This is a genomic window from Bradyrhizobium sp. 186, from assembly GCF_023101685.1.
Lineage (GTDB): Bacteria > Pseudomonadota > Alphaproteobacteria > Rhizobiales > Xanthobacteraceae > Bradyrhizobium.
Window position 1 is genome coordinate 8,979,390 of the sequence record NZ_CP082164.1, and the last position, 21,314, is coordinate 9,000,703.

Genomic DNA, 21,314 nt, shown 5'->3' on the forward strand with positions numbered 1-21,314 from the left:
TTTCCTGCCCTTGGATCTCTTTGGCGCTTAGCTGGTGTGGTCCGCGTCTTCGCGCTTGCCGGCGAGCCGCTTCACCGCGGTCACCGCTGCATGCGCGGCGACTGCCGCACCGACGGCTCCGGCCGCCACCATGCCGATCTGGTCGGCGTTCTTCTCGATGCCGAACTGCTTGATGTTGGTGAGACGGTCGTAGAACGAACCCTTGTCCCAGAATCCGTCTTCCGAGCAGCCGATGCAGCCATGGCCCGACTGGATCGGGAAGGAGACGCCGCCATTCCAACGCACGGTCGAGCAGGCGTTGTAGGTGGTCGGGCCCTTGCAGCCCATCTTGTAGAGGCAATAGCCCTTGCGCGCCGCCTCGTCGTCCCACTCCTCGACGAACTGGCCGGCGTCGAAATGCGGCCGCCGGTAGCACTTGTCGTGGATGCGCTGCGAGTAAAACATCTTCGGCCGGCCCTGACGGTCGAGCTCGGGCAATTTGCCGAAAGCGATGATGAAGGTGACGACGCCGGTCATCACTTCGGCGATCGGGGGGCATCCCGGCACCTTGATGATCGGCTTGTTGGCGACGACCTTGTCGATGGGCGTCGCCTGCGTCGGATTGGGCTTGGCCGCCTGCACGCAGCCCCACGAGGCGCAAGCGCCCCAGGCGATGATCGCCATCGCATCCTCAGCCATCATCTTCAGCTTCTCGACGAACGGCTTGCCGCCGTGGATGCAGAACATGCCGCCTTCGTTCAGCGGCGGATTGCCTTCCACCGCGAGAATGTATTGCCCTTTGTGCTTGGCGCGGGTCTCTTCGAGGATCGCCTCCGCCTGGTAGCCTGCGGCCGCCATGATGGTGTCGTCATAGTCGAGCGAGATCATCGAGAGCACGGCATCCTTCACCAGCGGGTGCGCGGAACGAATGAAGCTCTCGGAACAGCAGGTGCATTCGAGGCCGTGCATCCAGATCACCGGCACGCGCGGCTTGGTCTCGAGCGCGTTCGCGATGCGGCTCGCCGCCAGCGGCCCGAGGCCGAGACTCGTCGCACTCAGGCTGCAAAATTTGTGAAAGCTCCGACGCGTGATACCTTGTCGTCTGATCACGCCGTAAAACGTTTCCGTCGCCGCGCCCATGAATCCTCCCGCCTCGGCTTTGACTTGTCTATGACGCCAAGGACAGCAAGAAGCAGGCCAAGCACTGGGAGCGTAAGGAAAGTAGAGTGTTTCCAAATTGTTGCAGATTTGAATTGCTCGAATTGCGGTGCGCGCGCATGCCCCGACCGAGAAAAGCGGAAACAATTCGATTTTCAAGCGAACGAAGTTTCCGCCCCCGCGCGAGAGAGCACTCAATGCGCGGTGCACACCATGCAGGGATCGAACGAGCGCACGACGTGCTGGATGGCGACCGAGCGTGCGCCGGCGTTGCCGACATCGGTGCCGATCAGCGCCTGCTCCAGCGGGCCGCCGACATCGAAGGAATCGCGCGGCGAGAAATTCCAGGTGGTCGGCGCGATGATCTGGTAGCGCTCGATCTTGCCGCCGCGCACCGCTATCCAATGCCCAACGCTGCCGCGGGCGGCTTCGACCAGGCCGACATAGCCGCCATCGGGCATGTCGCGCGAGTTGTGGCAGAACGGTTCCGATAGCCGCAGCGCCCGCGTCCACTGCTCCATGGCGAGCGCGATGCGGGCCGTCTCGATCAGCCGCGCGATCACGCGGTTGCGCACATTGGTGCTGCCGGCCGACACCAGGTCCGCGATCAACGCCTGCCCTGCCACCGTCTGGCGCGCGATCGCCCCGACCTCGATCGGCTGTCCCGAAAGCCGCGGCGCCTTGCACCAGCTATAGGCCTTCCGCTTGTCGGGATCTGGAACCGTGCTGTTGTGGGCCGGATCGGCGGAGGACTCCCCGCATCCAGGCGTGCGAGACGTCCAGCGGCAGAGGTTCGATCGCCGCGCGCGGCTGATGGGCGCCGTAGCTCATCAGAAGTCCCGGCCCTTCCGAGTTCGGCCAGGGCGAGGCTGTCTGCGAGCCGCAGGAAATGCGCGAAATCGCCGTTGTGGCCGTCGCGCCAGCGATCGAGCTCTTCCGCCGTCGAAATCGCCAGCACGTTCTCCAGCGCATCGGCAAAAACGACGCGCTCCAGGAAGGATCGGAAGGAGGTCACGATCGACAGCAGCCGGACGCGCTCGCCGAGATCGATCGAGCGCGTGGTGCCGCCCGGCTGGAAGGCCAGACTATGCGGCCATTTTCCGGCGCTGATGCCCATGGTTTCGAGCAGCCGCGCCCGCGCCGGAAAGGCATCGCGTGCCGCAGTCCGCGCGTCGCTGCGAAACGGTCCCGTGTCTCCTCATGTCAGGCGTGCGCGGCAAAGGCCTCGCGAGCGAAGTCCGGCATGAAGAAGATGTAGAAGTGCGTGAGATGATCGGCGGCATCCCACGCAGATCCGAGTACCAGATGCCTGCCTCGCGTGAGCGTGCGCATCTAGGTTGCGGATGCGCACCTCAGCCAGATCGGACCTAAGACGGAGCTTCCAAGACCATCAGGTCGCCCCGTCCCGGTCGAGGTCGGATTTCGGATCACGACTTAAATTTTGCCCGCATTCTCAGCGGCACGACGTCATCTCGATGGCTGGTTGCAACTAAGGCGCCTCCCATTCTGCGTTCTCGCCGGTAGCCACTGCATGTTTTGGGCCAGTGTGCGAACCAGAGGAATCTGGTCGCAATTTCTCGGCCGAATGTCTCGTGTGCAGACACCTGGGCAATTTACTTACATTCGGCACGTGTGGTTTCGGACAGAAGCATGGACTACGCTTACCGAATCAGTTTTCGAGCTTCCGAAAACTGCGGAACGCGTGCGGCCCCGGGCATTGAACGCCCCTTGGCAAGGCCTGCCCTCAGCGCCGCCCCCTACGTTGTGGCACAATGTCTTCCCCAATCATCATCTGCAGGATCGGAGGCAGCGCGTTCTCGGGTAACCGTACGATGGCACTCTCCAAACGGTTCACCTACTATCGCAAAAAGCTCGGCGTCGATGATAAGAGACCGGTGCGCGGCGCTCAAAAGTCAACTTCCATAGCTTCAGACGCTGGTTCGCGACCAAAGCGGAGGATGCCGGACACAGGGAAGAGTCGCTCAGTCGTTTTGACTCATGGCCAATCGCCAAACGTTCGTTAGCGTACCCGCTGCTCTCAACTGCAGACGCGATCGCCGATGAGATTTCCGAGGCCCGGCTTATGATGCCGCCGATCTTCTGGATTGCGACGGAACCTACGGGCCGACTGCATATCATCGATTTGTGGACTGATCTCGACAGTCTCAAGCCGTCCGCAACCGACGAAGCCATTATGGTCGGCTTCCCGCCGCTCCCTGAACCGGTCGACGCATTTCTTGGAGCAAAGTGCCGTTCGCCAGCTGTAGTAGCGTACGAGCCCAAACCTTCGACCGCACAATGCGCAGCACTTTACTGAACTGTGCTGGGAACGATAAGAGCTATCGTGCATTCTCGCCTCCTGTCGGCGTTACGTGGGTGCCTCCTGCATTTTCTTCACCGCAGCACTGAACTACGGGACGACGATGCCAAGCCTCGCGGCGTACGATTGGCGCAAGAGCCTGAATCCGATGCGCCCTCCTTGCGACCCGAACATTCAATTTGAGTGCTTCGCCGTGACTGCCTGAACCTAACGATACCTGAAGCTTAATTGATGCAACAAACAGGGCCTTAACTGCGAAATCCTGCGCTCTGACCCGCATTCTCGACGCAAATCAGCAGATCGAGCCCAATAGGGCGCGTATAGCTGCCTGGCGCCAGTGTGCGCCCGTCTTTCTTAAGTGGCGAAATCCGATATCCCCTGGCCAGGAGGTCGGTGAGATGTAGATTTGAGGGCTGCTTTGGCGAAGCCGAAGCGGCTGCCTTCGTCAGAAAAGCATGCGGAGCAGATCGAATCCCGCCTTGGGAGCCCCCGTCTGCGTTCGATGAGACAGAGGCAAGATGGGGAGATTGCCAACGGCCATTATTGTTTGAAATCATCGCAGCGGAATGACGCTTTGAACGCGGTCTGCAGCGTGTCCGTGGTTAGGGAAGAAAGCCAGGGCAATCGCCCGAGCCAACGCACCCGCCCAATCTCGCGAATAGCAATCTGCGCCTCAGCATTTTTTTCGCCAATGAAGGCAATCCCAAGAATGCAGATCTCGCGCTTTCGCAGTGCCTCTATCGAGAGCAGTGTGTGATTGATGGTGCCAAGCGCTGTGCTCGCACAGAGAACGACTGGTAGCCGCCATCGCTCAAAGACATCAATGTAGAGTGTATCGCCACTCAGCGGCACCATTAGCCCGCCGGCGCCCTCGATCACGAGCGGCCGCTCCGCAGTGTCCGGCACATTGAGCGAGTCCGCGTCGATGCGAACTCTGTCAAGTTCTGCGGAATGATGGGGCGAAGCAGGCGTTGTCAGGCGGTAACGCTCCGGCACGATGCGATCGGCCGACAGACCGCCCAGTCGTGCGACGATCTGAGTATCGGTCTCTCCTTCGAGGCCGGCCTGAATTGGCTTCCAGTAGTTGGCGCCGAGGAGATCGGCGAGCCCCGCGGAAAACACCGTTTTTCCGATGCCGGTACCGGTACCGGTCACCACGATCCGCTGACTCATCGAGCGCCTCCTCTCGTCCTGTCAGTGAGCGCATCGAGCATTGAATGCTGTCATTTTGCTCGACCCTAATCGACGGAAAGTATCCATATTCGCACTCTTTATTGCCTGAGCCATGAGCCTAATTTGCCTAATTGTTGGCCGCTTGTTGCCGAATTTCGGCACCCGATCAGTCGTATACAAAGCTTTTCATGCGAGGCGGATCTCGAGCTTGCTCAAGCAAAGCACGCGAGGCGATCTGAGGTTTGGAACGATCAAAGCTAGAGATCGCCCAGCCGTGCAACGAGCTCGCTGGTCTCTCCTTCGCGGCCAGGCTGAATAGGTTTCCAACTTCGCGCGCATGAGATCGACCGACACTGCGGAAAAAACCGCTCTTCGGATTTGGTATCCGTACCGGTCAACACGATCTGCTGGCTCATCGAGCCTCATTTGTCGTCTCCTCGATAAGAGCATCGAGCATTGCAAGCACATCCTCCTCGGCGACGTTGAGCGTCAGTGAAATTCGTAGACGAGCCGTGCCAACTGGCACCGTTGGCGGCCGGATTCCGCGGATATCGAAGCCGCGAGCCTGCAGTGCAGAGGCAAGCCGCATTGCGCGCGCATTGTCGCTAACGAATAGGGCACAATCTGCGAGCCCGAAGGACTTTGCCAGCCGCGTTTGCGCATCTGCCGATGCGTGCGAAATTTGCGACATAAGCGCCGCCAAAGAAGAGTGCCGTTCTTGCTCCAAAACACTGACAGCTTCTGCTTCGAGACTTTCGTGCTCCTCGCATTGCCGCGCAGAAGGCGCGACCCGCCGGCTCCGATCGGCGTGCCAGCCTCGAGCGCGGCCAGAAGAGCCTTCTTCATACGCGGCGCGCTTGCGAGCGCGAGATAATCGTTCGAGGCGAAATCGATGCCCGTGCGCGGCTTGAGGCCGCGCAGCCGGTCGTCTTCTTTCAGGGCATGCAAGGCCGTGACGTAGGCGTCAAGCTTCATGAGGTGGATTAGATTCATCGCTCACTCCGGGGCAAGCCCAACAGCCACGAACCATTTTTGATGGTCGCGAGAACGAAACTGGAGGATTGGGCATGCAGCTTTCAGCCCGGCAAGATGCGATTGTCTCGGTCAACCAGCACAACGCGTGGCCTGAACGTTTTTGCTTCCGCCTCGTCAAATGAGGCGTATGCAACCATGACAACTTTGTCACCGGGCATCGCGAGTCGCGCTGCCGCGCCGTTCAAGCTTATTATACCGGAGCCTCGGGGCGCCTCGATGACATAGGTTGCGAAGCGCGCTCCGGTTTCGACGTTGTAGATCTCGACGCGTTCGTTGATCAAAAATCCTGCAGCGTCCAGCAGGGCACGATCAATCGAGACCGAGCCTTCATAGTGCAGATCGGCTTCGGTGACCGAGGCGCGATGGATTTTTCCCTTCATCAAGGTAATTTGCATTCTTTACCTACACTGCAGCTTGCGCGCCGGCTTTTTTTCAATCAGGCAAGGCCAGATGTGACGCCAAGCCGGTTCAACAAACTCGCGTCCCGCTCACGTTGCGGATTTTTGGTGGTCAACAGCACATCGCCGATGAAGATCGAATTCGCACCGGCCAAAAAGCAAAACGCCTGCAGCTCATCCGTCATGTACTGCCGTCCCGCGGATAACCGCACCACGCTCTTCGGCATCATGATCCGGGCCGTCGCCACCAGGCGCACCGTCGCAATCGGATCGGGCAGTTCCGCGGTGTCATTCACCGGAACGCCCTGAACTTCGTTCCACACGTTGATCGGCACGCTCTCCGGATGCGAGATTAGCGAGCAGAACGAGCATCAGGAGGCGGTCTTCGACACGCTCGCCCATGCCGAGAATGCCACCGCAGCAGACCTTGATGCCCGCATCGCGCACATGCGCGAGCGTGTCGATGCGATCCTGCAAGGTGCGGGTGGTGATGATCCTGCCGTAGAACTCCGGCGAGGTATCGACGTTGTGATTGTAAAAATCGAGCCCCGCCTCGTAGAGCCTTGCAGCCTGCATCGGCATCAGCATGCCGAGAGTGACGCAGAAGTCTCCCGCGAGTGCACTCGCTTTTTCGATACATAATCTATAATGGCTGATGACGAAAACTTAACGACAGCTGACCGCATCGCCGCGTCAATCGGCGAGCGCATTATCACCGGCGCACTGCAGCCGGATGTCCCACTCCGCCAGGATCATGTCGCGCGAGAATTCCACGCGAGTCACGTCACGTTGCGCGAGGCATTTCGGCAACTCGAGGCTCAACATCTTGTCGTTGCTGCGCCTCGTCGCGGGGCACGGGTTGCGCCGCTCGATATCAATTCGGTAAAGGAGATCGCCGAGATGCGTGCCGCGCTCGAAGTGGTCGCATTACGCAATGCAGCTCCAAGGCTCACATCAGCCCATTTGGCACGGATCGAGCTCGCGCCGATTGAAGCAGATAATGCCGAGACGCTTCAGGATTTTGAAACGGCCAACCGCGCCGCGCGCAGCGCCGGCTGGCGACCGCGGCCTAGTCAGGATCACCGCCTCATTCTGCAATCACTGCGTGCGCGCAACATCGATCAAGCCTGCAACCTGCTCGCGCGTCACATTCAGACGATCGAGCGCCTTGCCCTGCCTGCGTCCTGACCAATGATGACCATCGATACGTGGCGTCGGCATTGCGGCGGGCTGCGTCCCAAGATAGTCATGCATCCAATTTCGATATGACCCTACGGCCAGCCATGATTCGTCACATCGTCTTGTTCACCGCCAACGACAAAGCCCACATCGCAACTTGATAGTCATCATCGATAATTATGATTCCTTCGTCTTCAACATTGCCCGCTATTTCAAGAACCTTGGCGAATCAGCCCAGGTGATTCGTAACGATGTGGTCAACGTCAGTGACCTTGTTGAGCTTCCGCGAGCTTATGGGTCGCATCCCAATTCTCGGCATCTGCCTCGGACATCAGTGTATTGGGAGCGTTTTCGGCGGACGCGTCGTGCGCGCAGGTCTGCATGGACGGGCCTCGCATATTAGCCATGACGGCCGGGGGCTCTTCACAGGACTCCCGTCCCCACTTTGCGTCGGCCGCTACCATTCTCTTGTCGTCGAGTTCGACGAGGTCTGCTCGCGGGATCTCATGGTGACAGCGCGTTCGGAAGAGGGCGAGGTCATGGCTCTCGCACATCGTTATCAACCAACTTACGGCCTGCCGTTTCACCCCGAATCGATACTTACGCAACGAGGGCACGTGCTGCTCACACACTTCTTACGGCTCGCAGAGACTTCCTGCCGATAAAACTCTCAGATCATTGCGCAGATGCACAATTTAAACTTGCGAAGGCGGACGCGAGCGCGAAAAGGGCCTCCGCGAGAAGCGCGCGATCGAAGCCGTCGAGGGTGGTGCTCGCAGGTACAGCTGGTTATGATCGGCGGAAACAGTTGCTGTGCAACGCTCCGGCAGCAGCCGTCACCTGTAGCGGGCAAGATCAACGCATGAACAGCACCTCTTCTTCACCAGTCAATGCGATCGCAGCCGAGCTTGGCGGCCTCGATCCCGCATACGCGCCGACGCCACTCCTGAACCTTCCGGCGCTGGCGGAGCGGCTCGGAGTGGCGCAGGTGCTAGCGAAAGACGAGGGCCGCCGCATGCTCGGCAGCTTCAAGTCGCTTGGTGGCACCTATGCCGGGTTGCGCGCGCTCGCCCGGGCCTCGCGCATGCAGGTGGCCGACCTTCTCGCGGCCCGACCTAAGGGGCAGCCGACCCTGGTCTGCGCCAGTGACGGTAATCACGGGCTCGCGGTAGCTGCCGCCGCGCGCTTTGCCGGGGCGGCCGCCCGCGTGTTCCTGCACGAGGGCGTGCCGAACGCGCGCGCGCGCCGCATCGAGAATCAGGGTGCCGAGATCGTGTGGGTGCCGGGCACCTACGACAATGCAGTTGATGCGGCCGCAGCCGCGGCCTGCCAAGGCGCCGGCATTCTTGTCGCCGACACGACCGACGATCCGTACGACCCCATCGTTTGCGACGTCATGGCGGGATACGGCGTCACGGCGGCGGAAATCCGCGATCAAGTAGATTTCGCCGGCCATGGGCGTCCGACACACGCCTTTATACAAGCTGGTGTCGGCGGACTCGCCGCTGCCATCGCCGAGGGCCTCTCGGGCTGGCTGGCACCTCCGGGATGCATCGTGACGGTCGAGCCGGAAACCGCCGCGTGTCTTGCACCCGCGCTCGCGGCCGGTCGCCCGATTCGGGTGATGGGCGATCTCCGAACATCCGCGGAGATGCTCTCCTGCGGCCAGGCGAGTGCGCCCGCCGTTGCGGTGCTCAGGCGTCACGGCGCTCGGGCCATCACCGTGCCCGAGGCGGAATTGGTGGATGCTGTTCGCGTACTCTCCGCCCATGTTGGCCTCGCCACCACGCCGTCCGGTGCAGCGGGCCTGGCGGGTGCCATGGCTGCCCTCGCAGACCCGAGGCATACAAGCGATCTCGGACTCGATCGGTCGAGCCGCATTCTCGTCCTCCTCACCGAACGCGCCTGGGAGGACCGAACGTGAGCACCGCGATCTTCGCTCCTAGTTCGACTTGCATCCTCTCAGTGACGCGATGTCTGGCAGGCTCGAGGCTTCATGATTGGATCATCGGCGGTCCGTCTCCGGCTCGGGAACCAGCGGCGCGCCCCCGACGGAAACCGGCCCTTCTGGTTTAGGCGGGCGAGTGGCTCTTGTAGTCGGCTTTGAAGCGGCCTGGGCTGCTGGCGGACGAATATCTGCAGGAAGAGGCGCAGCAATGTTCTGCAGAGACTCAATTCTTGAGGTCAGGGCTGCGATTTGATCTAACATCCGGTTCAAATCGGCTTGCTGCGCATCGATGTTGCGGTTAAGCGCTGAAATCTCCTCGCTCACCTCCTGTTGCCCCGACCGAATCTCCGAAAGGGCCGCCTTGTCTTCAGGTGACAACGCCGGCATTGGGACGACTTCACGTGCCGTTGACGCCTCGATCATTCGGTCGATATGGGGCCAGTAAAATGCCCCCCCAACGCATAGCCCGATGAAGACGGCGACAAATCCAAAAACCCACGGAAGGCGTCTTGATGACTTCTGCAAGACGGGCGGCAACTCCGAACCGTTCGCTTGATCAATCACATCCATCATTCTTTCTCTCGATCTATAATGGCTCTCGTTGCCGCGATAGTAGATGACGGTCAAGAGCGTCCATGCGAAAGTAATTGGTCATGCGCAGAAAGATATCGGGAAAGATCATGCCGCTTCAGCGTCCAACACGACTCTACTCGTTCAACGAATCGATATTTTACCGCGCCAACAGGCACTCGGCGCATTAACGCTGCACAGGCAATGAAAAAAACGCACGATACGATCGCGGCCATAGCTCTAAGTACACTCGCGATGGCGCGGGCTCCTCCGCACTGGCGGCAATCTGCGGGGCGCACTGTCGAAAGATAAACAAGCACGCTCGCAGAAGGCGGGCTCAGCTAGCTTCTCAGATCAACTCTGCGCCCGAATGGATGGCTTAGGCAAAGTTAAGCTAGCCGATTGAGAGATGACGAATCGCGATCTATCAGAACGGGCGTTATCTGCGCGAGTCTAACAGCGAGCCATTTGACCAGGATCATGAGCCAGGAGCCACGGCTCCCTATGCCGGAATTTACCGGTGCATGGGCTGGCATCGCGAGATCGGCATCGTAGCGGGCCACGTCTTACCGCCACAAGGACATCATACGCACGCGGTGCATTTTTCAAGCGTGACCACCCGACAGTTCGCAGACTTACTCGGAAATACAAGGAATATTGATTTTTGACGACTGAGTGGGCTTATCTTTTCGACTTTGCAAGCCTAACAGGCTGCATTGAACGCGGCGGCATTTTCGCGGCGAGCTAAGAGCAAGCGCATCAGGTGTCAGCCGTTTCATAATTGCGATGGAGTTGGCGGGGAATTCTTCGGAATGCGTGGACTTCTGATCGTTTTTGTCGCGCTTACAATAGTCTTGGCAGCACGCGGCCGGCACCAAGATGGCTTTGTCCCGCGGCTGACCGCGTCCATGCCGCCAGTCAACGTGCCCTAGTCTTATGATCGTGGTCGAGTAGCTCGGCCATTCGGCTTTGCCCTCACAGATCCGGGCAGCCGGCTTTCCCGCACCCGGGCTCTTCCCGGGGGTAATCCGCGTCATATCCGCGCCTGTGCCCAAGTGCGAGTGATGGTGGAACGGGCAGACGGAAGCGTGCCGTCAGGGTCTCGAACTCGGACCAGCCCATGCGCCGACTTTTCTGGCTCCGCCGTCTCAGACAACGCAGCCAGCCCGACGTACTTCGCGGTAGAAGCCGTTGAGCGCTGGATAATCGTGCGGCCTGCCATAGTAGCCATAATGCCCACGCAGAACGGCGGCGAACCGCTTGTGCTGTGTGTCTGTGTTTCGGCATGGGATGCCGATAACGGCTCCCAATCCAACGCCGATTGACAAGCGGCCTCCTAGGCCTCGTGCTCACGCGAGATCTTCTCTCGTCGCTTTCTTCCAATCATCCTTACGCTCTCCGGTGAGGCGATATACTTCTGTTCTCGGACCATTGGATAGATAAAAATAACCTGGACAGGCAGTACCGCGCTCGGCCAAATCGGTTCTGTTTTGTGACAACAGCCGCTTTTTCACCGTTGTGGATCCGTCGCGCGAAGCGTACCTCTTTCAAATCACTCGACCGGGCATCCGGCCAACGTGGGTCATGCGCCGTCATAGTGATGGCGACGCTCGAATGCTACGAACTCCTCGCTAGCTCGCGATAGTATTCAACCACAGTGCCAGCCTCACTCGAGTGTCACATGATAGCCCCGACATGAACCGCGGTTCGGACGGACGACCGGCGTACCTGCTAAATAGCTTCGAAGTACCGCTGGCGTTCACAGTCGGAGACTCGATGTTGAATGGCTTCCCACTCCCATCGCCGGGAACGGGAGAACGCTTCAACAAACCTTTCTCCAAAAACGTCCATCGCCTTTGGAGATTGTTCAAACCGGGATGTGGCCTCAGATAAGTTTCGGGGAAGCCGTTCAAACGGAGACTGTTTTTCCTCGCTTGCATCACCAACAATTGGAGCTGCCAACACAGCATTCTCTTCAATCCCCAGAATACCGGAGCCGATAGCACATGCGAGAGCCAGATAGGGGTTCACATCTGCGCCACTCAATCTGTACTCAAGGCGGTGTGCAGACTTGTTTCCCGGAATGACCCGCACCGCACACGAACGATTGTCAACTCCCCAGCTAGGACAGGTTGGAGCCCAGTAGCCTGGCCGCAGCCTCTTATAGCTGTTCACGTTGGGCGCAGCGAGTACACAAAAGTCGTTCATATATTTCAGCTGTCCGCCGAGGAATTGGCTCATAGTTCTTGAGATGTTGCGGCTTGCCTCGGCTTCGTAAAACGCATTTTGACCATTTGACGACATTGAAATGTGAATATGTCCCGACTGTCCCGGCCAATTCTCCGAAACCTTTGCCATAAACGTTGCCATCATACCCCGCTTCTGAGCCCAGGATTTCAACATCGACTTGAATACGACTGCTCGATCCGAAGCCTCCAGGGCATCACAATGACGAAGCGATGCCTCAATCACCCCAGGCCCGGTTTCAAAGTGGAGCCCGCTGAGCGGCAATCTAGCATTCTCACAAAGCGCCAGAATCTCTTCGAATAGCTCATTACTGGCAAGGGTGCGCGCTACTGAATAGCCAAAAGGGCCCCTCGTCAGGGGGACCCATTGATCATAAGGCTTTTTCTCAATTGTCTCGGCGCTCTCATTAAACAGCATAAACTCGAACTCAAATCCAGCAGCACAACTGTATCCGTGGTCAGCAGCTCTTCGTAAGACCTTCCGCAAAACACCACGCGGGCAGATGCTCTCATGGCCACCTGCAAACTCTGCGAGGTAAAGATACCGATCATGACGGTTAGACACCGGACGCGCTGTGCCTGACAGAACACGCAGGTTGGCGTCTCCGAATATCGATGGCGGCTCTTGCCCGAAATTGGCAGGTATCACTCGGTCCGAACAATCCCAGCCGAGCACGGCTTCGGAGAACTTGATTGTCCAGCCTTCGTCCGAGACATCGTCAGCCAATACGTGCTTGCCGCGAAGAATGCCGTCAAAGTCGCATACTCCAATCAATGCCTTACGCGCCTCGTCCGCGCCAGCCACCTGTATTTCGCTTGCCATCACTTCTGACCTTGCGCCGTCAATCCGAATACCTCGTCCATACGCATTGCTCGCAGCTTGCGATAATCCTCATCAAGCTCAGTCAAGTTCTTGCTCACGAGATACACAATTCCCGGCGTCGAAGCTAAGTCGGTCGTTGGGACCAGGTTTTGACCTATCGGAACAAACGCTATCGAATCTGTGAAGCTGGGCAGCTTGCGGATTGCGTCCAGTCCGGGATAACCGCCAACAACACCGTCCATATTGGAGATGAGTGAGACGCACCATGCGTGCGCCAGCCGCGTGTAAGGCCCGCGTCGCCTCATATACTCAGTAAAACCGATGGGATCTGCGTAGCGCCACGCCGTCAGTGTTATATGATTGTGACCCAAAGCCATGGTCCGGGCTTTTGCCGACATTGTCCCCTGAAGCCTCGCTCCAAGATCCACCAGAACCGGCCCCTTATGATCGATGATAATTTCGGCATGAGCAGGTCCGTTGACGATCTCAAGCGCCCTTAGCGCCGGCACCAAGTAGTCGGACAGCTCTTGAACAACTGGTTCCTCACCACCCAGCAACTGCTCGAGCGCGCAGACCGATGCCGCGCCCTTGATGGCAACGGTGTCATAAGTCCACACCTCCGTGATGAAGGTTTCTCCGTTGATCGAGACAGCGTTTACGGTGTATTGTTTGCCGTTTATCTTCTCCTGGCCAAGAACAAAACGATTCATCGCTCCGAGGCAATTCGCCTTGCCGACAATAACATGCACAGCTCTGCGAACATCAGCGTCGGTCGCGCAAAAGAACACGTCCTCCGTACCTGCGCTGTTCAAGGGCTTGATCACGATTTCGTCGTAGCGCTGTTGACGCATCCAATTTATGACGTCCTCCGCATCGTCGGATACAACTTGTCTGATCGATCGCACTCCTGCAGAGGTCAAAGCGTCAGCCAAGCGCGATTTGTCACGTCTTGCAGCGGACAACGCGGTTCCATTTGAAGGTAGTCCGAGCCGCTCGGACAAGGAATCGGCCAGTTGAACTCCTGACTCGCAACCCGCTATGATGAATTCCAACTCCCTACCTTGGAGAGCCTGCAAATGAAATTCAACGATCTCCTCCTTAGTCATGCGCTCGTCCGGCCGAATGACTTCATCATAGATGTCGACGTTAAAGTGCGATTGGAAGATTGGTGGGATCCGTGCATTCGACATCGCATGCACGGTCCTAATTCCGTAGCGCTTGAACTCTTCCGGGAGGTATCGGCCTGTCGAGTATGCGTCGACAATGACACAATTCCGTTCCTTCATGCCGATCTCCGGTACTGCAAGTAGACGTTAGCCACGGCGACAGCCGTGATGAGAACGTTTCCAACAAACGTATATAAAGAAGGCACGATACGAGAATCGAAATACTGGAAAAGAAACGTAATGACAGGTGCCGTGGACAAGACCATGTTTGCCGTAAATGGCTCTACGCGGCGAATGCCCTCCTGCACAAGGAGCAAGGGAACAATGATCGTCGAGAGTGCAATCATTATGATTGCAAGCCAATGCTGTGAGATCTCTGGTAAGATGGAGGAAGGATCGCTCAGTGCCAGCAGCAAGAGGATTGCTCCATAGAAGCGATGGGCCAGCACTTGTCGACCAGAAAATCCACGGTCGAACAGCAGTTTCACAAGGATATTGGTAAGCGAAAGCGACAGCCCAGCTACGATTGCCAGGAAGATACCAAAGGACGATCGAGACCCCCATTCGATCCCAGCGTTGCCGCTTACCGCGATCCAGACCATGTAAATACCAACAGCCGCAATTAGAACGCTCACTGCGATATCTAATTTCGGAGGACGTCCCTGTCTCCTGATCAGTGCGTTCAACCATGCTGTCGCTGTAGGTCCCAATGCGACCATGAACGTGACGACGATAGCAGGCTCGGCGTGCTTCAGTCCGATAAACAAGCCGACCCAGCTTATCGCAGTAACGCAATTGAGCGACACAAAAGCCAGAATCGACGACTTCGTGACCTTCGCTCCGATGCTTTCGCGGCGAGCCAAAATGTTGAACGTCATACTTACGATACCAAAGGAGAACAGGAGAGTGACCCACACGTTTGCTTGCTGAAAATATGATGCCGCAAAGACTTCACCTGCCGCGCTAACGACAACGTAGAGGGCAATAAAGAGCACTCCTGCCGCAAATTGTCTGCTCGGCCTGTCGAGAGGCTCTCCTTCTTTCAATCCCAAAGGGCCGCATTTCGATCGAAACTTCACAGTACGCCCCTATCACTTCGGCGATACGTGACACACGCCTCTCCAAATGCATTGAAAAGCTGCTCGCTCAGGGAATCAGTTTCGACGTGCCATTCGGGGTGCCACTGCACGCCGATCTGCAGCGTCGGCGCGCCTATTACAGAAGCCGCTTCGATCAGACCGTCGGACGCCCAGGCTTCCGGTTTCAGCGCAGCCGCAAGCCGTTCTATGCCTTGATTGTGCAAGGAGTTAACGTGCGCTTCGATCGCGCCCGCGATAGGAAGGAGAACGCCGTCAGGACATAATTTCACGCTGTGCGCTATATCGTACTGGCGATCCCTCGGCAGCCCCGCCTTCTCAGCGTGCATCTGTCCGCTTTCCAGCCTCCATTCGGACAACGACGGGTGAAGCGTGCCGCCAAAATAGACGTTAAGCTCCTGAAGCCCACGGCAGATGCCAAGTATCGGCATCCCAAGGGCAACCGCCTTCTCGATGGCGCCCGCGGACAGCCTGTCACGAGGACGATCCCTCACGCCAGCTTGAACGTCCGCGTGGCCTGTCGGTTTCAGTCTGCGCGAAGCGGACCAACTGAAGATGGCAGGATCGATATTCGATTCATCGCCTGTCAAAATCAGACCGTCGAGCCTGCCCATGATCGACAGATCACTGTCGCCTTCCGCATCGTCAGCATCGATCGTTGGCAATATCACGCAAGCCACGCCCGCATAGCGAACGAGGGCTTGAACATATTTGCGCCGCAACCAGTCGCGGTGCACGCCATCGGCCAAAAGGCGGTTTGAGGTCACGCCCACCACGGCTCGGACCGACTCTGTTCGCCGCGATATCAAGCCAACTGCTCCTTCGCCTCGGGACTGGCCAGAGACTGCTCATACAAGCATCGATTTCGTTCCTTCAACTGGGCAATTACGCTGGGTTGACCTTGAGGGCCCTTGACGAAGAGCCCTCCCCAGGTTGCAGCAACACTTGCGTAATGAGGATCCTGCATTCGAATTTTCTGAGCTTTGCGCAAGAGCCAGAAAGGAATGCCGGGCGACAGATGGTGCTCAAGGTGGTATTCATCCAGATTCTGACCGAGAATGGCTCGCTCGATAAAATTCCCCTTTCTATTCCGAGTCAGGTAGACATTCTTTGTCTCGGTCTCGCACATAGGTGAGTGCTCGGCGAGCTCGATAAACCAGCCGAGAGCTTGAAACGTGGTGAGATAGGGCACGACCCAAAACAGGACGACGACGTGGAGCAGTCCAAGAAGATATGACCCGCCGAATATGAGCATCCAAAAGAGATAGAAGCCATACTTGTCGATGAGGATTCCCGACTGGCTCTGGTCCTCGACATCTGTTATCGAAAACCGATTAGTCCAAAGGTACTTCAGATACGCGACTGTCGCGCCACCCAGTATCGGCTTCCAGATGATGTTGAAGGCGTACTGCTTAGGAGGCACAACTTCGTAAACGCCGCTGGCCAAGAAGAACTTCAAGTCGGGATCCTTCTCCGGATCGCCGAGATTCGGGTGATGCAGGTGGACGTGTGAAATCCGGTATGCCCAGTGGCGCTGGAACAAAGGATAGGACGCGAACAAAATGCCAAGAATATAGTTCCAGGTCGTGTTGCTCGCGAGGGTGCGGTGAGCTGCATCGTGAGCGATTGTCGTCAATCCACGCTGGTAGGCGCCAATCAACAGAACTGCGAGGGGATAGAACCACCATGAGACATGGACCGTCGCCAGCACGCAAGCTGCGATCACAGCGTAATCTTTCGCGATGTAAGCAGCTCCCGTCACGTTGTCAGGCCTCAGCCCGGAGAGCTGCTGATTGATCTCGCGGCCAAATTGAACCGCCTCAAAACGTGACGACCTCAACTTCCAAGCATCTGCCTGTTTCATGAGAACCCCTTGCTTAATCGGCTTTCAGGTTGTCAGACTGCGGAAAGCGCTTTTTCCAAGTCCTTGATGATGTCGCTAACATCTTCGATGCCGACGCAAAGCCGGATGGAGCCACCAAATATGCCGGCGGCTTCGCGCTTTTCCCGTGGGACGGTGGTGTGAGTCGTAGAGACAGGATGGGTTACCAGCGTGCGGGCGTCCCCCACATTCGACACGTGATACATCAGGTCGACGTTCTGGATGAACTTGCGGCCGGCTTGCTCGTTCTCCACCTCAAACATGACCATCGCCCCGTGCCCATACCCGGTATTAAGTGTCTGATCGATGATTTCTCGGTCAGCTCCCTCAAAGAGGCTCGGGTAGAAGACACGGCACACTTTCGGATGTTCCTTCAGAACGTTGGCTACAATCCTGGCATTTTCACAGTGCTGCTTCATGCGAAGATGTAGCGTTTCAAGTCCCTGAATGAGTTGAAAGCTCGCAAAGGGGGCGATTGCGGCGCCAGTATCGCGCAACCACGTCATACGCGCCTTGAGAAGAAATTCGCTCTTTCCGAGGTCGTCGAGCTCCGCCAACGCGTTGCGCCAGATGATCCCGCCGTGCGCATCGTCCGGACTATTGAACAGTGGGAAGCGAGATCGTCCCCGGTAGTCGAACCCACAGTTGTCGACGATCAGTCCGCCGAGCGTCGTCCCATGACCGCAAATGTATTTCGTGGCAGAGTACGTCGTAATCGCGGCGCCGAGAGCTGACGGCCGGCATACCAGGGGGGTTGTCGTATTGTCCACAACCAAGGGGACGCCGTGCCTTCTGCCGATCTCTGCCAGCTGCTGGACAGGAAGCGGAATCAGACAGGGATTCGAGATGACCTCCCCGAACAGACATATCGTGCGATCATCAATGGCGCGTTCGAACGTCTCGGGGTTTCGAGGGTCTGCCGTCCTTACGTTGATACCAAGACGCTTCAACGTGTTGTGGAGCAGATTCCAGGTGTTGCCGTATAGATACGGAGAAGCGACGACGTTATCTCCCACCTCACCGCTTGATAAGTTCACGATCGCAAGAAACGTCGCCGCTTGACCTGATGCAACAGCCAGCGAGTCGCTTCCCATGTCGACGGCGGCGTATCTTTTTTCAAGCGCCCGGGTCGTCGGATTGATGATGCGGGTGTATGTGAAACCATCAGCCTTTACGTTATAGACGTCAGCAATATGGCTCAAATCACCGTCGAGCTCATAGGCCGTATTCTGATAGATCGGCACTGCCACAGCCTTCGTCACCGGATCACGACGGTATCCTGCGTGCAGAACAGCAGTTTCGATCGAATATGAATGCCGCGCATTGCTCGCCATTGGGCGCGATATCTCTGTACGGCTATCCCGTGTTTCCTGGGCTGACACTCGTCCCACGGTCAGAGTCTCACCGGAGCGGAAGTACGTGCGAAAGGCACAGCCCAATTGCTCGATCCAATTGGATTGAATCTCGCCAATACAGCCGATCCGAAAACTGCGCGTAGGAAGATGCAGTTTAGAGTAGACGTAGAGGTTATGGGCTGCCAGGTGCCGATATAGGCAGTCAAACGCTACCTGGTCGGAGATTCCAGCTGGCGCGGTGAACGCCACGCAAACCGGCGACTGGAGGTTCGCTGGAAGCAGTGGGGACGCCACTCCTTCCAGCTCTTTTATGACGCTGTCTCTTATCTTCTCATACCTGCGGCGCCTGGCATCAATGCCTTCGATGCTCAGGACCTCCAATGCCTTTGTGACTGCCTGAACGATATGCGTTGGTGGGGTTGATCGCCATTCGCCAGTGCGCTCAAGCGAGCGCCATTGATCTCTCACGTCGAGCACAAACGATCTTGGCTCTTGAACTGCATTCTCAAGAAGCTCGCAAGAAGCAATGACGAAAGCCAGCCCTGGCGGACCTTCGACGCACTTGTTGCTCGACGTAACCAAGACGTCTGGCCCGCCCCGGCTTAGGTCGATGTCGACGCCGCCGAAAGAACTCATCGCGTCGACGATAGTCTTTACACCACGCCGCCTTGCTCCTTCTGTGATCGGCTCGAGCGGATTCACAATCCCGGTCGTAGTCTCGCAATGAACCAAGCATACGTGCGTGATACCTGGATCTCGGCTCAAACGCTCGATGACTTCCTCAGGGTCCAACGGTTCGGTGGCTCGCTTGATAAGCTTCACCGCTTGGACGCCCCACAGCCGCAGAATTTTGAGAATGCGCTCGCCATAGATGCCGTTTATGCAAACAAGCGGCCGGTCGGCCTGGGTGACAAATGAAGAGAGAGCAGCTTCCATTCCAAAGGAGCCGCCTCCCTGGATAGGAACGACCGAATAGCCTTCCGCATTGCCCGACACATTGAGCATCAGCTGCCTCATGCGAGCGGTCACTTCCATGAACTCGCAATCACGCGATGCGAGGTCGAGCTGCATCTGGGCCTTGACTGCCGACGATAACGACATTGGCCCAGGCGTCAGCAAAGAACGTTGTCTCGTCACACCATCCCCGTTTATGTAGTGTCCATCGCAGTTCGGCAGAGTCACACGATGTGCTTCGCCGTGACGACGGCCCAAACCCTAGTGAACGACACCCTTGACCCTAGTCGCAGATTCAGAACGATCTGCGTAAAGCCCGCAGCTCTCCCGGTACCGCACCGTGTTGCCGATCGCACTTGCCGCGAAGCATCAGCTTCCTTCTGGCCTTGAGATGCAGGTTTGAGGGCCACCATCTCGCGTCGCTAACAGTCTCTGCTTACGTGTGAGCGGCGTCCTACGATCCGACGGTGAGCCAAGCGCGTCTGTCGGACGCGCGTTGCTATGACCCAGACACAGCGAGCTTCACGACAGTCGTTGATGACCGAGCTCGTCTTGCGTGAGCCTAGGATTTGGGACATTCGCACTCTATGTCACTCGTTCGGATGGCTTCGGGTGCCGAAGCCTGTCACCGCCTATTTCGATACGTTACATCTTGACGTAAGGTGCGATTCAAGCCCCTCAGATAGCTTGTCGTGTGAAACTTTTCGGACAACGCGGCTGTGTCGCATGTAATCCGAGGCGCCACAGTATGTGTACGATGTCCAAGATGAATCCCATCAAAGCTAAAGACGCGCCCAAAGCACAAGGCAGGCAAATGACCGCTGTGGCTTTTTTGAAGGAGAGCGCTTGTCGCGAACGCAGGTATAAGAGGCCGCCCGATTGCGTCGTTAGGGCCGCATTATCATGTCCACTTCACGCCGACCAAGTCCGCAGACCAGACGGTTCTGCCACAAGGCCTAGCGGACGTGGGGCGAACTTAGATTCACCTGACTAGTTTCGGAGTCCGTATCCCTCCGGCGGCGCCCGGCGGCGGCCGCCTTGTGTAGTTTGAGAGGCGGCCGAGGATTTGATCTTAAGTCTAGCTTTAAGGTCACGTGGCGAATGCAGGTCAATGTGTTGGGCGCCGAACGTCGGCGGCGATGGAGTTGCGACGAGAAGGTTCGTCATGTCGGAGAGACCTTGCAGGCTGGCGAGACGGTCTGCGGCCTCGCGCGCCGGTACGGGGTGGCTCACAGCCTGCTGTTCACCAGGCGTCGACAAGCGCGCCAGGGGCGACCGGGCGGGGATTCCGTGCCAGCTCTTGTTCCTGTCGAGATCACACCTACGCTGGCTCCGGTATTGATCAGCACGCCGCCACCGGCGTCTTCGCAGCTCGCCCATCGCTTCAGGATTTAGTTGAACGCCTTGCCAGGTCATGGCCGCGGGACAGTTTGGCAAGCTGTTCGCGCATATAGACCTGTCGCGATGCGGGCAGAGGCCCTTTCGCGCAAACCGGGGACATCGGCGCGCTCGCTGTCTGGAGCACGGGCGATCCGTCCAGCAGCGACTTCGGCGCGCAAAGGTGATCTGAAACTGGACGAGGTGCCGAACGATCTGAGCACGTTCTTGCGCTAGCTCTCGCAGCCAGCGTTGCCTCGCTTCGACTTGCTGAGCGCTATCGGATCATCGATCAAGCGGAGCGATACCTCCAATTCCCGACCTCTGCGTTAGGTTCTAAACGCATCGCAATCTTAGAACGAAGTCAGCCGACGATTCGCATTTGAACCGGCACCAGATCGGCCGGCCTTTACCATCTCGAATTTAGGGCAGAGGAATTGAACTGGGAGTGACATTAGGTCGAGAGACAGAGCCGTACGGCTCACTCAGAAGAAGGTCGACGCTCGGCGGCAAACTCGAACAGATCTGGGTAAGCTCCCACAGAGATCCCGCGCGCCCGGCCGATTTTCCTCCTACAAACACTTGTTCCCCAAAAAATCGGTCCTATTTCAGCTGCGCCTGCGTTGGCACTCGCGGGCAGCGATTGCTAGCAAT

General features: G+C 57.8%; 13 protein-coding genes and 5 pseudogenes. 5 read left to right on the top strand and 13 right to left on the bottom strand.

Annotation, left to right across the window (positions count from 1 at the left end):
- Positions 1 to 27: 27 nt before the first annotated feature.
- Both IVB18_RS42760 and IVB18_RS42765 read right to left on the bottom strand, forming a co-directional pair.
- Entirely contained in the window at positions 28 to 1,119 is a 1,092-nt protein-coding gene (locus IVB18_RS42760) for a hydrogenase small subunit (protein ID WP_247986115.1), read from the bottom strand.
- Between the two features lie 212 nt (positions 1,120 to 1,331).
- Positions 1,332 to 2,430, bottom strand: a pseudogene (locus tag IVB18_RS42765) (nickel-dependent hydrogenase large subunit); the annotation flags it as partial.
- Positions 2,431 to 2,978: 548 nt separating this feature from the next.
- Here IVB18_RS42765 and IVB18_RS42770 point away from each other — a divergent pair.
- Positions 2,979 to 3,112, top strand: a pseudogene (locus tag IVB18_RS42770) (integrase); the annotation flags it as partial.
- A gap of 885 nt (positions 3,113 to 3,997) precedes the next feature.
- On the opposite strand, the gene bioD reads toward IVB18_RS42770, so the two are convergent.
- From bioD to bioB, 4 genes and pseudogenes are all read right to left on the bottom strand, one after another.
- Positions 3,998 to 4,630, bottom strand: a complete 633-nt coding sequence (bioD, locus tag IVB18_RS42775; protein ID WP_247986116.1) for a dethiobiotin synthase — start codon at positions 4,628 to 4,630, stop codon at positions 3,998 to 4,000.
- A 412-nt stretch (positions 4,631 to 5,042) separates the two neighbouring features.
- Positions 5,043 to 5,623, bottom strand: a pseudogene (locus IVB18_RS42780) (hypothetical protein).
- An 83-nt stretch (positions 5,624 to 5,706) separates the two neighbouring features.
- Complete coding sequence (panD, locus tag IVB18_RS42785; protein WP_247986117.1) at positions 5,707 to 6,060, bottom strand: aspartate 1-decarboxylase; 354 nt, start codon at positions 6,058 to 6,060, stop codon at positions 5,707 to 5,709.
- A 41-nt stretch (positions 6,061 to 6,101) separates the two neighbouring features.
- Positions 6,102 to 6,666: pseudogene (gene bioB, locus IVB18_RS42790) on the bottom strand (biotin synthase BioB); the annotation flags it as partial.
- 45 nt (positions 6,667 to 6,711) lie between these two features.
- Between bioB and IVB18_RS42795 the strand changes: the two are divergent.
- The 3 genes and pseudogenes from IVB18_RS42795 to IVB18_RS42805 all read left to right on the top strand — a co-directional run bounded on the left by IVB18_RS42795 (position 6,712) and on the right by IVB18_RS42805 (position 9,166).
- Complete coding sequence (locus IVB18_RS42795; RefSeq protein ID WP_247986118.1) at positions 6,712 to 7,251, top strand: GntR family transcriptional regulator; 540 nt, start codon at positions 6,712 to 6,714, stop codon at positions 7,249 to 7,251.
- A 148-nt stretch (positions 7,252 to 7,399) separates the two neighbouring features.
- Positions 7,400 to 7,907: pseudogene (locus IVB18_RS42800) on the top strand (aminodeoxychorismate/anthranilate synthase component II).
- Positions 7,908 to 8,104: 197 nt separating this feature from the next.
- Positions 8,105 to 9,166 carry a pyridoxal-phosphate dependent enzyme gene (locus IVB18_RS42805; RefSeq protein ID WP_247986119.1) on the top strand — a complete coding sequence of 354 codons (1,062 nt, stop codon included), beginning with the start codon at positions 8,105 to 8,107 and terminating at the stop codon, positions 9,164 to 9,166.
- Between the two features lie 81 nt (positions 9,167 to 9,247).
- Here the strand turns inward: IVB18_RS42805 and IVB18_RS42810 are convergent, their stop codons facing one another.
- Entirely contained in the window at positions 9,248 to 9,763 is a 516-nt protein-coding gene (locus IVB18_RS42810; RefSeq protein WP_247986120.1) for a hypothetical protein, read from the bottom strand.
- 43 nt (positions 9,764 to 9,806) lie between these two features.
- On the opposite strand from IVB18_RS42810, the gene IVB18_RS42815 reads away from it, so the two are divergent.
- Positions 9,807 to 9,968, top strand: a complete 162-nt coding sequence (locus IVB18_RS42815; protein WP_247986121.1) for a hypothetical protein — start codon at positions 9,807 to 9,809, stop codon at positions 9,966 to 9,968.
- Between the two features lie 1,523 nt (positions 9,969 to 11,491).
- On the opposite strand, the gene IVB18_RS42820 is transcribed toward IVB18_RS42815, so the two are convergent.
- From IVB18_RS42820 to IVB18_RS42845, 6 genes are read right to left on the bottom strand one after another with little or no spacing between them, the layout of a single operon-like run.
- Positions 11,492 to 12,829, bottom strand: coding sequence for a glutamine synthetase (locus IVB18_RS42820; protein ID WP_247986122.1), 1,338 nt, complete (start codon positions 12,827 to 12,829; stop codon positions 11,492 to 11,494).
- Positions 12,829 to 14,115 (bottom strand): ATP-grasp domain-containing protein, encoded by a 1,287-nt coding sequence (locus IVB18_RS42825; RefSeq protein WP_247986123.1) that lies wholly within the window; start codon positions 14,113 to 14,115, stop codon positions 12,829 to 12,831. The genes IVB18_RS42820 and IVB18_RS42825 overlap by 1 nt, the downstream gene beginning before the upstream one ends.
- The gene (locus IVB18_RS42830) at positions 14,112 to 15,074 is read right to left on the bottom strand and encodes a DMT family transporter (RefSeq protein ID WP_247986124.1); all 963 of its coding nucleotides are present in this window, start codon (positions 15,072 to 15,074) and stop codon (positions 14,112 to 14,114) included. The genes IVB18_RS42825 and IVB18_RS42830 overlap by 4 nt, the downstream gene beginning before the upstream one ends.
- The gene (locus tag IVB18_RS42835; RefSeq protein ID WP_247986125.1) at positions 15,071 to 15,865 is read right to left on the bottom strand and encodes a gamma-glutamyl-gamma-aminobutyrate hydrolase family protein; all 795 of its coding nucleotides are present in this window, start codon (positions 15,863 to 15,865) and stop codon (positions 15,071 to 15,073) included. Before IVB18_RS42835 ends, IVB18_RS42830 begins: the two co-directional genes overlap by 4 nt.
- 32 nt (positions 15,866 to 15,897) lie before the next feature.
- On the bottom strand, positions 15,898 to 16,956 hold the full coding sequence (rtxC, locus tag IVB18_RS42840) for a dhydrorhizobitoxine desaturase (protein WP_247986126.1): 1,059 nt from the start codon (positions 16,954 to 16,956) through the stop codon (positions 15,898 to 15,900).
- Positions 16,957 to 16,988: 32 nt separating this feature from the next.
- Complete coding sequence (locus tag IVB18_RS42845; RefSeq protein ID WP_346732594.1) at positions 16,989 to 19,511, bottom strand: 2-aminoethylphosphonate--pyruvate transaminase; 2,523 nt, start codon at positions 19,509 to 19,511, stop codon at positions 16,989 to 16,991.
- Positions 19,512 to 21,314 lie beyond the last annotated feature (1,803 nt).

Coding starts and splice junctions, on each gene's coding strand:
- IVB18_RS42795 (WP_247986118.1), top strand. CDS start 6,712: ATGGCTGATGACGAAAACTTAACGACAGCTGACCGCATCGCCGCGTCA.
- IVB18_RS42815 (WP_247986121.1), top strand. CDS start 9,807: ATGACGGTCAAGAGCGTCCATGCGAAAGTAATTGGTCATGCGCAGAAA.
- IVB18_RS42805 (WP_247986119.1), top strand. CDS start 8,105: ATGAACAGCACCTCTTCTTCACCAGTCAATGCGATCGCAGCCGAGCTT.
- IVB18_RS42825 (WP_247986123.1), bottom strand. CDS start 14,115: ATGAAGGAACGGAATTGTGTCATTGTCGACGCATACTCGACAGGCCGA.
- rtxC (WP_247986126.1), bottom strand. CDS start 16,956: ATGAAACAGGCAGATGCTTGGAAGTTGAGGTCGTCACGTTTTGAGGCG.
- panD (WP_247986117.1), bottom strand. CDS start 6,060: ATGCAAATTACCTTGATGAAGGGAAAAATCCATCGCGCCTCGGTCACC.
- IVB18_RS42760 (WP_247986115.1), bottom strand. CDS start 1,119: ATGGGCGCGGCGACGGAAACGTTTTACGGCGTGATCAGACGACAAGGT.
- IVB18_RS42820 (WP_247986122.1), bottom strand. CDS start 12,829: ATGGCAAGCGAAATACAGGTGGCTGGCGCGGACGAGGCGCGTAAGGCA.
- IVB18_RS42810 (WP_247986120.1), bottom strand. CDS start 9,763: ATGATGGATGTGATTGATCAAGCGAACGGTTCGGAGTTGCCGCCCGTC.
- bioD (WP_247986116.1), bottom strand. CDS start 4,630: ATGAGTCAGCGGATCGTGGTGACCGGTACCGGTACCGGCATCGGAAAA.